Genomic DNA, 11,504 nt, shown 5'->3' on the forward strand with positions numbered 1-11,504 from the left:
TGGCTACTTTGGTGGTGGCAACTTAGTCCTTTTCTTACTACTAATAATTCTCGTAGGAGATTGTCTCTGCTTCAACGGTCCAGGTAGATGTTAATTTAATAAAAGTTTAGGGGACATCTAGTCCCCTAAATTTAAATTTGATTTCTTATGAAGAAATACCATCAAATAAATAAGCTGAAGATTTTTTATCATCTTATCTATTTAAAATTTATCTGTTTATATATTATCACTTTTTATTATATGGTGAATATATTGTTAGTAAGCTAATATAGCTTAATATATATAAGGAGGAAAGTATATGCCTTGTGGAAATCCTGGTGGTTACTATGGCGGTGGTAATTTAATTCTTTTCTTACTATTAATTATCCTTGTAGGGGATTGTCTCTGCTCCGACGGATTATTTGGTAGATACTAATTTGAAATCAATTAGCTAGGATATCTTCCTCAGTTAATTTATATCAATGACCATAGAAAACTATAGATCCAATGGAATATAATGCAAAATACAGATATTTATTGTCTTTAGACTAAACAAAGCTGGGGTTTTTTCCTCAGCTTTTTCAGCTTACATTTTAAAAACTTGTCTTAAGAACATTAAAAAAACAAGCAATACTATATTATTAACCCATAGTCTTTGTATTTTAATAGGAGGTGATATAAATGTCAAGAAGATGTCCTCCCTATTATCCTTATAATAATTTTAGTTGTTTAATTTTCTTAATAATCATATTGCTAATCATCTTCTGCTGCGGATCTTATGATAATAGATGCCTATAATGTACACTCATAATACTTTGTATCAAGCTGCTTATATAAATTTCTATTTAAAATTTGGGAGGTGCAACAATGGCTTTTGTAATTCAAGAAAGTAGGCTAATATTATTTCTATTACTCCTTATTTTGGTTGGTGACCTTATTTGTGTAGATGATAGATATATCTATAATTGTTCTAATAAACCATATCACTAAAAAATCTGCTCCAAAAGAAAATATGTTTAAATTTTTTATAATATAAGCTGAGTCAAAACTCAGCTTAACACTTTGTCCTTTACAGAAGTTACAGTTATTTTACAATTCCATTACATATCAATATTTCAATTAATTCCATGCTATAATGGTATCAAATGATAACGGTAATTAATTTGGTGGTGATATCATGGAAGTTTTAATGGTCATAATAATGGTTATAATTTATTTTTTGCTTGATTTACCAAAAAAAGAAACGGACTCTACTTCTTATGATTTTGTAAAACAAAAATAGTATAAACTATATTATTCCTCCTCTTAATATAAATTTGTATAAAGACCTTTATTCAATATTCCTGTTTATGGTTTATTGATATCAAGGTCTTTTTGCATTTCAATCACAAACCTTTTTTTAATAACATACTTAGCCCCTTACCACTACACTTAAACTTTAATTTTTTAAACTTAGTTAAATTTTTAGTTTTAAAGTCCTTTATTTATAATAAGTATTTAATTAAAGGAGGTTGAATAGATGTTGTCTCCAAGTTTAGAGGATTATTTAGAAGAACTTTATAACCTTTACATCAAAAATGAAAATTTAAGAATTATAGATTTGGCATCGAAGCTAGATGTATCATCGCCTTCTGTAGTAAAGGCACTTAAAAAACTTCATAGTGATGGCTATATAATATATGAAAAATATAAAGGAATAATACTTACTGAAAAGGGTAAAAAACTTGGAAAATCCTTAGTTAAAAGAAACGATATACTTCAAGAATTTTTAGTAATAATCGATAGTAATTGTAATCCTGAGGAAGAAGCGGAAGCAATGGAACATTATTTAAGCCCTTCTACAGTCAATACCTTTAAACTATTATCCACTTTTTTAAAAGAAAATAATGATGTTCTTGTAAGATTTAAAGAATATAAGAAGGGTAAAGGAGTATGATGGGAGGAGTTACAACTAAAAAGGCGTCATCAGACGCCTCAGATTGTTGAAAAACTCAACAAGATGAGAGGCTTTTGAAAATGTTCAAGTTCGAGGCACACTGAAATCGAGTAGCAGAGCTTGCTAGAATTGCAAGTGAGCAACGGAGATTTCAGTAGCAACGAAGAAATTGGACTTTTTCAACAGCCTCAGGCGTCATCAGACGCCTTTTTACTAACTATACCGACCCAAGCAATCTAGCTGTGCTGGCTACTATGAAACATACTACTATTGCTATTGCAGTAGGAATAAGGGCAGAAAGTATGGTCCATTTTGAGCTTCCCGTTTCTTTCTTAATGGTCCAAAGGGTTGTGGCACATGGAAAATGTAGCAGTGAAAATAGCATTACATTTAATGCTGTTAAAAATGTCCATCCATTGGCTATAAAAAGCTCCTTCATTTCAGCTAAACTCTCTAACTCAAGCATTGCTCCTTTAGCCATATAGCTCATTATTATTATTGGAACAACTATTTCGTTGGCTGGAAGCCCTATGATAAACGCCATTAGTATAAATCCATCTAATCCTATAATCCTAGCAAAGGGGTGAAGAAACATCGATAGATGATTTAAAATGCTCATATCTCCAATCCTAACATTTGCCAATATCCAGATAACCAATCCTGCAGGAGCTGCAACTGCCACTGCTCTTCCTAGTACAAATATAGTTCTATCAATTAGTGATGTATATAATATTCTTACTATTTGGGGCTTTCTGTAGGGCGGAAGCTCCAATGTGAAGGTTGAAGGCACACCCTTTAGCATAGTTTTAGATAAAATCCATGATACAATGAGGGTTATAGCTATACCAAATACAACAAGTAATGTTATAAATAAAGAAGCAACTATGGTACTGTATCTGCTTGACACTAATCCTCCTACAAATATTGTAGCCAATGCTATCAAGGTTGGAAACCTCCCGTTACAGGGTACAAAGTTATTGGTTAAAACTGCAATCAGCCTTTCTCTTGGAGATTCAATTATTCTACAGGCTATTACTCCTGCTGCATTACAACCAAAGCCCATGCTCATTGTTAAGGATTGCTTTCCGTGGGCACCTGCCTTTTTAAATAATTTATCTAGGTTAAATGCAACCCTTGGAAGATAGCCTAAATCCTCTAAAAGGGTAAACAACGGAAAGAATATAGCCATAGGAGGTAGCATAACCGATACGACCCAAGCTAGTGTTCTATACATTCCCAATATTAGTATACCATGTAGCCATTTGGGAGAGTCTGCAGCCATAAAAAGATAGGTCAGTTTATCTTCAAGCCAAAAAAATAAATTGGCAAGTATTTGAGAAGGATAATTGGCTCCAGTTATGGTTATCCAAAATACTACTCCCAGCAATAAAAACATAATAGGGAATCCCAGTATTCTAGATGTAAGCAGATCATCTATTTTTTTATCAAAATTCATTTTCCTTTGACTTTTTTTAGTTACTGCTTTTTTTGTTATCGCTTCAGCAAAGGTATATATATCCTTTACTATACTATCTGTGAGTTCATCTCCATACATGGTCTGAACCGAATCCGATATACTTACTAGTTCCTCAAATCTCCTTGGGTCTTTATCGTCCATTTACTAATACCTCCTCCCCTTGAATTTCTAATATCTTGTCATCATAAATATATTCGTGAATAGAGTCTATTATAGTTTTATCTCCATCTATAAGCCTTAATGCCACCCATCTTGAATCTAATTTCCCTTTTAAAATCTTATGGATTTGAGGCTGTATTTTTTCTATAGCTTCTTCTACTGTTTTAGAATAAGTCATTTTTTTAGGTTTGGGATTTTCTACACCTAGAGCTATATTGAAAACCCTTTTTCTAAGCTCATCTAAACCTTGACCCTTTCTAGCAACTGTTGCAACAACAGGTACTCCAAGTTCTTCTTCTAATGCTTTTATATCTATAAATATTCCCTTTCTTTCTGCTTCATCCATTAGATTTACACATACTACTACATTATTTGTGATTTCCATAACCTGTAGTGCTAAATTTAAATTTCTTTCAAGACATGTTCCATCAACTACAACTATTGTAGCATCTGGTCTGCCGAAGCATATAAAATCCCTTGCAACTTGCTCCTCAACCGAATTTGCAAATAGTGAATAGGTTCCAGGCAAATCCATTAAAATAAACTTTTTTTTATTGAACTCATAATTACCTCTAGCATTTACCACGGTTTTTCCTGGCCAGTTTCCTGTATGCTGCTTTAAGCCAGTCAATTCATTGAATACTGTACTCTTTCCAACATTGGGATTACCCGCCAATGCCACAACAAATTCCTCACCACATTTGATATTAAATTTTTTCTTCAGTATTCCTTTACCACATGAATCACATGTCAAACCCATTTTTTCACCCCTAAAATCAAGTCTAAGTTTTAAGTTCTAAGTATTAGAATCTACTAAATTAGAACTCTTGTTTATTCCATACTATCAACCTTTATATGTTTTGCTTCCTCTTTCCTAAGTGCTATTTGTGCCCCCTTTATTCCATAGGCTATTGGATCTCCAAGGGGACTCTGCCTTATTACTTCAATCTGCGTGCCTGGGATTAATCCTAAATCTAACATTCTACGTCTTAACAATCCTGTTGATTGTAGTGATATTACTTTGACTTTACTTCCTATCTTAGCATTGGAAAGTAACATATTTTACCTCCTTTTTTAAACTCAAAATTAGCCAAGGCTAATTCTTATTTTCCATAATTTATATTATGTTTTTTATAGAAAGAGGTTACATATTTTCAAAAAAATAAAAGATCTTTCCTAATGTTATGAAAAGATCTTTTTTAAAAATATACTTTTTTAATTTACCCAGCTAAGTAATAAATATAATCTTGTGTTTTTGGGATAACTTAGGAGTTTTAGTATCCCATTTAATTTATTTCTTTAACACTAATTCAATTGCTAAATCCTTACCAGCTTTAACTTTTCCACTCATCTTTATATATTCTTTTACACTTTCTCCATTTGTTATAATAATTGGTGTAATAATCTGTTTTCCTTTAGATTTAATATATTCTAAATCTACTTCTAGCAATTCATCTCCAACCCTTATTTCTGAATTTACTTCAACGAGCCTTTTAAATCCTTGTCCCTTTAATTCTACTGTGTCAATTCCAACATGTATAAGTACTTCTAGTCCATCCTTTGAAAGGATTCCTATGGCATGATTAGTTGGAAATATTTGAACAACCTTTCCATCAATAGGAGAAACCACCTTGCCTTTCTCTGGTACTATGGCTACCCCTTCTCCAACCATCTTTTGTGAAAAAACCTGATCTGGAACCTCGGTTAAATCTATAAGTTTACCATCCATTGGTGCTAGGATCTTGATTTCTTTATTCTTTTTATGAAAACCAAACATTTTATTCCTCCTATTCTGTCAGTTTACTTCAAGCTTTTTGTCTAAAATATTGGTACATCTTCCCCTCCTTCATCCCTAATCATTATCATAAATAAGAAGAAAAAATTTTTTTCTATTCATTTATAATAAAGATTAAATATGTATTATCTTTCTTAATATAGTATGGGGTGCCCCCCATACTATATTATATAACATATATCTTTTATTTTTGTACTACTCCATTATTATTTATCAGTTTCTTCATTTCCTCGCAAACAATCTCTGCCTTTGTTCCTATTATAACCTGCATAGTTGTTTTAGACGGTCTTATTACACCAGAGGCTCCTAATACCTTTAATTCTTTGTCTTTAACTATGTCGGTATTAACTAGGGAAAGTCTTAATCTTGTAATACAGGCATCTAAATCAACGATATTTTCTTTCCCTCCCAATGCTTCCAAATATTTTTGAGCTAAATCACCTATACCATCTTTTTCACTAGCTGCTTCATCAGCAGTAACATCCTCAAAGACATCGGAAACGATATCAATATTGAGCTTAAATTTCTTTATTGCAAAGACAAATATTATATAATACAATGCTGCAAATGCCAATCCAATAGGTATTATTAATATAGGCTTAGTAGCTAAATTCCAATTTACAATATAGTCTATTGCTCCTGCTGAAAAACCAAAGCCATGGAGTATACCAAGTTTATAGGTTACTGCTAAAGATATTCCTGTCAATACTGCATGGATACCGTATAAAACTGGGGCTATGAACATGAACATAAACTCAATAGGTTCAGTTATTCCTGTTAAGAAGGAAGTGAAGGCAACAGAAATCAAAACCCCTGCAACTGCTTTCTTTTGCTCTTTTTTAGTTGCAGTGTATATAGCTAGTGCTACTGCAGGAAGCCCAAACATCATTACTGGAAAAAATCCTGTCATAAACATACCTGCACTTGGGTCACCAGCAAAAAACCTGTTTAAATCTCCTGTAGCTCCGTTATATTCTCCAAATACAAACCAAGTAATACTGTTGATTATATGATGAAGTCCTGTTGGAATTAATAGTCTGTTCAATGTACCAAATACAACTAAACCAGCTTCTCCAGCCCCTATTATCCAATTACCAACGGCATCTATTGCATTTTGAATAAAAGGCCATACGTAACCAAATATGAATCCTAAAACAATGGAATATAATGATGTTATTATAGGCACAAAACGTTTTCCACCAAAAAATCCTAAATAATCTGGAAGTTTTATATTGTGATACTTATTGTAAAGATTTCCAGCAAGAATACCTGATATCATACCTCCTAAAACAAACATATTTATTTTTTCATTTATAGCTGTTGCACATGCTGTCATAGTAAAATATCCAACTGCACCTGCAAGAGCCGCAGCTCCATGATTATTTTTTGCAAAGCCAATTGCCACACCTATTGCAAATAAAATTGGAAGATTGTCAAATACCGCTGCTCCTGCCGCCGATACAAATGGAACCTTTAAAAGTACACCAAATCTTAGTAACAATGCCACAACAGGCATTACTGCTATGGGAAGCATTAAAGACTTACCCAATTTTTGAAGCTTTCCTAAAACATTACTACTCATAAATAATTCCCCCTTAAATTTTTTTTTAAAAGAAAATAGCATAATTAATATTTGAATTATCCCAATACCTAATTATGCAATTCCCTCAATAAAAAAACATTAACCAATAGAAGGATTTCTCCCTCTAGTAGGTTAATGCCTGATTTAACAGTAACACACCTTTCTTTTATTTAGATTTAAGTCTTTCAATATGTATTGCCATATAGCCAAGCTCTTGCTCTGGCACATTTACTTTGTATTCTTCTTCAATTTTAATCTTTATCTTTTTTATAATTTCAAAGGATTCCTTAAATTCTTTTTTGATATTCTCCAAAAGAGGATTATCTATATATCTTTTATTTTTTATCCTGTCTAAAGCTCCTTGAAGGTGATTGATTAGTCTCTTATAGTTAAATCTTGTCTTATCTAAGGTTATATTTAAACCTTCTTCTATAATACTAATTATTTCATTTAAAACTCTAGCATTCTTCATGGTTTCCTTAACCTTGATATTTTTTCTGCTAGCATGTAGGTGCATTGCAATAAAGCCTATTTCTCCAAAGCCTAAATCAACATCTAGTTTTTTCTTTATCATTTTTATTCCTTGAGTAGCTATATCGAATTCCTCTGGATATATTATTTTTATTTCATCAATAAAGGGATTTTCTATCTTTAATCCAGTTTTTACCCTTTCAATTGCAAAAGCTATATGATCAGTCAATAAAATGTGTATATGACTATCTAAGTCACCTAGTCTATCATCAGCAATCTCAATAATTTTCTCACTTATTTCAATAATATGAGAATCTATTTGCTCTATCAGTCTAAAATACTCCTTCTTCATTTTTTCATTATAAGCTACAAATGACCGTTGAATATCACCATCGGGTATATATATTTTTTTATTTTCCTTTTTTCCAAATCCAATACCCTTTCCTATAAGGATAGTATCGGTATTACTTCTAAAATCATAGGCTAGAATTACATTGTTATTTAAAATCTTTAATACTCTGTAATTTTTATCAGTCAATATCACACCTCCTTCAAAAGAGAAAAGGCGCAAACCTATATTCTAATACAATTTTATCTTATGCATTAGTACATAGGTTTACGCCTGTGACAAAGTAACGTACCTAGAATATCATTTATTATTGTAGTTAAATAATAACATACACTGAAAACGTTTGTCAATATTTTTTTAAAAATTTCGATAACTTTATTAGCTTAAAGTATCTAAGCTTTCCTTAATGCTTACTAAAGCAACACCCTGAAGTTTTGTAGCAACTTTATTAATAAGCTAGCTTGAAACAAAATAGGCAATAATATTGCAAACATAAATTTAGATATTTTTCATTATAAAATCCCCTAAACAGCTTATTTTACTTAACTATATCATTTTTGATTAAATAAGTTGATAGAAAGGTATTAATAATTTATAGTATAATCATACTATAAAAATTTAAGTAAAGACTTTAATTTATACATGTCCAAAATGCCCAGAAACATTGCATATTTGTACATGTATAAATTAAGTTTTACTATGTAAATTCTATATAATAGTTCATATATTATGTTATAATTTAAAACTTTAAAAGGTGAGAGATGTAATGAGAAGTAAAAGGATATTTTTTTTACTAATGATTTTAAGTTTTATAATTTTATTATCATTATTATTAAAATAAATAGATAATGAAGATGCGATTTTAAAGGAATATACTTTTACAGGAGAAGGTAAGTTTTGGAAAGCAAAATGTCATATTTACGGTAGAGAAATTTTTATAAATAATAGTGAAAAGCAAGTAGAATATAAATCTAAATCAAAAAAAGATTTTATTTTAGTCTATAAGAGAGAAATATCAGAACTATCTTCTATTAAAAATATAAGCTATTCTTATGAAGTTGGTGATTCTAAGGTTGAAAAAAATATAAACTTGGATCAACATAGTAATTTAGAAGAATCAGATTTAAAACATCATAATAAAAACTTTCCTCTTTGGTCTATTAACGAAAATTCCATTGTGGAAGTTATTGTAAAATGGGATAATAAGGTAGAAACATTTGAATTGAAAGCAAAACAAAATTAAAGTTATCTAGTAGAAGACGAACCGTGGACATTAATGATAACTTATAAGACATAAGCTTCGATTCTATCCTTAAAGAATATTATTAGTTGGCTAAGGACTAAATCCCAGTTCTTATAGTTTCTGCTCCACTTTTCCATTACATTTTGACTTGCTAAATAGAGCATTTTTCCAAGGGACTGATCAGAAGGAAAGACAGATTTTGCCTTTGTAACCTTTCTAAACTGACAATGTAAGCTTTTGATGATATTAGTTGTGTACATAATCCTTCTGACATCCTTAGGAAACTTGAAGAATGGAGATAATATATACCAATTTGCTTCCCAACTCTTAATTGCAAAGGGATACTTATTATCCCATTTTTCTTTTAGCTTAAATAGGTTTTCTAAAACTTCATCTTCATTAATAGCTGTATATACTGTTTTAAAATCCTTTACAAACACTTTTCTATCTTTATATGATACATACTTAAAAGAGTTTCTAAGCTGATGGATAATGCATCTTTGAATTTCAGCCTTGGGATAAGATGCCTCAATCGCTTCTTTTAGGTCTGCTAAGCCATCTACACTAAATATTAGTACATCTTCTAACCCTCTATTCTTAAGCTCATTCAGCACTCCTAACCAGAACTTTGAGGATTCACTTTCTCCAATCCAGATACCTAAAATATCTTTAAATCCATCTAAAGCTATATCTAAAACAACATAGGTTGCTTTACTTTTAATACGATCTTCTTCTCTAACTTTATAGTGGATAGCATCCATAAATACAAAGGGATAAACAAGCTTTAAGGCTCTGTTTTGCCATTCTTTATTAATACAGGGTAATATCTTATCAGTTATTTTACTAATCATCTCTGCTGAGAGCTCGATACCATAAATATCGTTTAATTGGTCATGTATATCTCTAGTAGACATACCCCTTGCATAGAGTGAAATTACTTGTTCTTCTATACCTGATATATTCCTTACATTCTTAGGAACAGCTATCAGTTCAAACTCACCGTTTTTATCTCTTGGAACTTGTTTTTCCATCTCACCAAACTTCGTCTTCAGATTCTTTTGAGAATGACCATTCCTACGGTTATCAGTCTTCTTATTCTTCCTCTCCTCCCTTATCATATCCAAGCTCCACATCTAGCCTGTAGTGCATCCTTAAACATAGCCTTTAAGAGTGAATGAAGATCACCTGCTGATTTTAAGTTGCCTTCCTTAATCATTATCTTAAAACTTCCTTTGGTAATGTGCTTATAACAAAACACCCTCCTGCTTTAATTATTATTTCTAATTATTGCCATAAAAGAGTTGTTTATTTCATTTAATCACAAAGTTTTTTACATTACCAATTAGACATATTAATTTCACACATATTCTCTCTTTAATATTTATCAAAACACTTTAATCTGTAATTGATATAATAAAATTGTAATCTAAATGGAAATCATTATCTAAATAAATAGTGCTAATGTGTTTATGTTTAAAAAAGTTGTTACCGTTAATTATAATTGAATAATAATTTGGGATAAATAAATTTCCTGAACTTTTTCCAGTGCTGAAGTTAGCTATTGACATTGAGACTCTGTGGATATGATTATATCTGAGATTATATGTGAGTACCGCTCTTTTAAAAATTAAGGGTGTGATAGCATAAAGCTTATCATACTCACCCTTAATATAAATAGTTCACTATGCCAAACTCAGTTTTAAACTGGAAAAAACTCTCCACTCTTATTTAAAAAAATATTAGTATTCTTAATTACCAATTAAGTATTTTATCAGTTTTTTTAAATTCTATTTATAAGTGTTAGCTCCTAGGTAGAACTAGTTCCTCTTTTTAATGTGCATTCTGTTGTACAACCTGCTACATAAGAATAGTTATGTGCACTTAATACAGGGTCGAATGATACTGTATAAGAAAAAGAATTTGATGAAGGATGCTTTTCTTTAGTTTGATCTAATTGAACATACTGTCCGTTTCCTATATCTCCTATACCATTTTGCCCATATCGAACTGTTCTACTTGACATTTTTATTGAACTATCTTTATTCTCCCATCCACCTTTTACTTTAGTTATGTCAACTCTATCAGGACTTGAATATTTTTTTCAATAAATTGTTGAATATGCTCTTACACCTTTACTATTATCCCATCCCTCTTCTGTTTGAGTCTTAGAAGTACTTGCAAAAATAACTGTGACATATTCTTCAACGGTATTTGGATTATTTTTTAAAGTACAATCATTTCCTAAAAATTCACTTTATGTAGTTGAACTATTTAGTTTTTGCGTAGTATGTATTACATCTATTTTTTTTATTGAACCATTTGTTTTATTAATTAATTTAGCCTGAGGATTGATTTTATTTATTATTATAGAATCATCAACATCACTAACCCCCAATTTTGCTTTATTATATAGTTCTTCTAAATTAAGACTTTCAACATTTTGTTCCTTTGCAAAGCTCAAGCTAGTAGGGGTAGTACCAGCGAAGCTGCTCTGATAGGAAAACTCAAATTTA

The 11,504-nt window shown here is 30.8% G+C and carries 10 protein-coding genes and 1 pseudogene; 2 read left to right on the plus strand and 9 right to left on the minus strand.

What is annotated here, in order from left to right; genetic code table 11:
- Positions 1 to 846: 846 nt before the first annotated feature.
- Positions 847 to 969, plus strand: a complete 123-nt coding sequence (locus BUB36_RS20330) for a hypothetical protein (protein ID WP_278247797.1) — start codon at positions 847 to 849, stop codon at positions 967 to 969.
- 529 nt (positions 970 to 1,498) lie between these two features.
- Entirely contained in the window at positions 1,499 to 1,915 is a 417-nt protein-coding gene (locus tag BUB36_RS02000) for a metal-dependent transcriptional regulator (protein ID WP_073146723.1), read from the plus strand.
- A gap of 217 nt (positions 1,916 to 2,132) precedes the next feature.
- Here BUB36_RS02000 and BUB36_RS20490 read toward each other — a convergent pair whose 3' ends face one another.
- The 9 genes and pseudogenes from BUB36_RS20490 to BUB36_RS02045 form a co-directional block, all read right to left on the minus strand.
- The gene (locus BUB36_RS20490; RefSeq protein ID WP_073146724.1) at positions 2,133 to 3,533 is read right to left on the minus strand and encodes a nucleoside recognition domain-containing protein; all 1,401 of its coding nucleotides are present in this window, start codon (positions 3,531 to 3,533) and stop codon (positions 2,133 to 2,135) included.
- Positions 3,523 to 4,311 carry a FeoB small GTPase domain-containing protein gene (locus BUB36_RS20495; protein WP_073146725.1) on the minus strand — a complete coding sequence of 263 codons (789 nt, stop codon included), beginning with the start codon at positions 4,309 to 4,311 and terminating at the stop codon, positions 3,523 to 3,525. Before BUB36_RS20495 ends, BUB36_RS20490 begins: the two co-directional genes overlap by 11 nt.
- Before the next feature lie 71 nt (positions 4,312 to 4,382).
- Positions 4,383 to 4,610 carry a FeoA family protein gene (locus BUB36_RS02015; RefSeq protein WP_073146726.1) on the minus strand — a complete coding sequence of 76 codons (228 nt, stop codon included), beginning with the start codon at positions 4,608 to 4,610 and terminating at the stop codon, positions 4,383 to 4,385.
- Between the two features lie 232 nt (positions 4,611 to 4,842).
- On the minus strand, positions 4,843 to 5,328 hold the full coding sequence (locus BUB36_RS02020) for a PTS sugar transporter subunit IIA (RefSeq protein WP_073146727.1): 486 nt from the start codon (positions 5,326 to 5,328) through the stop codon (positions 4,843 to 4,845).
- A 202-nt stretch (positions 5,329 to 5,530) separates the two neighbouring features.
- Positions 5,531 to 6,928 carry an N-acetylglucosamine-specific PTS transporter subunit IIBC gene (gene nagE / locus BUB36_RS02025; RefSeq protein WP_073146728.1) on the minus strand — a complete coding sequence of 466 codons (1,398 nt, stop codon included), beginning with the start codon at positions 6,926 to 6,928 and terminating at the stop codon, positions 5,531 to 5,533.
- 166 nt (positions 6,929 to 7,094) lie between these two features.
- Positions 7,095 to 7,937, minus strand: coding sequence for a PRD domain-containing protein (locus tag BUB36_RS02030; RefSeq protein ID WP_073146729.1), 843 nt, complete (start codon positions 7,935 to 7,937; stop codon positions 7,095 to 7,097).
- A 1,095-nt stretch (positions 7,938 to 9,032) separates the two neighbouring features.
- Positions 9,033 to 10,207 (minus strand): annotated as a pseudogene (locus BUB36_RS02035) (IS256 family transposase).
- Between the two features lie 591 nt (positions 10,208 to 10,798).
- Positions 10,799 to 11,014: a hypothetical protein gene (locus BUB36_RS02040; RefSeq protein WP_073146730.1), complete on the minus strand. Its 216-nt coding sequence runs from the start codon at positions 11,012 to 11,014 to the stop codon at positions 10,799 to 10,801.
- A 231-nt stretch (positions 11,015 to 11,245) separates the two neighbouring features.
- A complete protein-coding gene (locus BUB36_RS02045) occupies positions 11,246 to 11,452 on the minus strand; it encodes a hypothetical protein (protein WP_073146731.1) in 207 nt (68 codons plus the stop codon).
- Positions 11,453 to 11,504 lie beyond the last annotated feature (52 nt).

Origin of the sequence: Paramaledivibacter caminithermalis DSM 15212 (assembly GCF_900142245.1) — a bacterium.
Classification (GTDB): Bacteria; Bacillota; Clostridia; order Peptostreptococcales; family Caminicellaceae; genus Paramaledivibacter; species Paramaledivibacter caminithermalis.

Coding starts and splice junctions, on each gene's coding strand:
- BUB36_RS02020 (WP_073146727.1), bottom strand. CDS start 5,328: ATGTTTGGTTTTCATAAAAAGAATAAAGAAATCAAGATCCTAGCACCA.
- BUB36_RS02015 (WP_073146726.1), bottom strand. CDS start 4,610: ATGTTACTTTCCAATGCTAAGATAGGAAGTAAAGTCAAAGTAATATCA.
- BUB36_RS02000 (WP_073146723.1), top strand. CDS start 1,499: ATGTTGTCTCCAAGTTTAGAGGATTATTTAGAAGAACTTTATAACCTT.
- BUB36_RS20490 (WP_073146724.1), bottom strand. CDS start 3,533: ATGGACGATAAAGACCCAAGGAGATTTGAGGAACTAGTAAGTATATCG.
- nagE (WP_073146728.1), bottom strand. CDS start 6,928: ATGAGTAGTAATGTTTTAGGAAAGCTTCAAAAATTGGGTAAGTCTTTA.
- BUB36_RS20495 (WP_073146725.1), bottom strand. CDS start 4,311: ATGGGTTTGACATGTGATTCATGTGGTAAAGGAATACTGAAGAAAAAA.
- BUB36_RS02040 (WP_073146730.1), bottom strand. CDS start 11,014: ATGTCAAGTAGAACAGTTCGATATGGGCAAAATGGTATAGGAGATATA.
- BUB36_RS20330 (WP_278247797.1), top strand. CDS start 847: ATGGCTTTTGTAATTCAAGAAAGTAGGCTAATATTATTTCTATTACTC.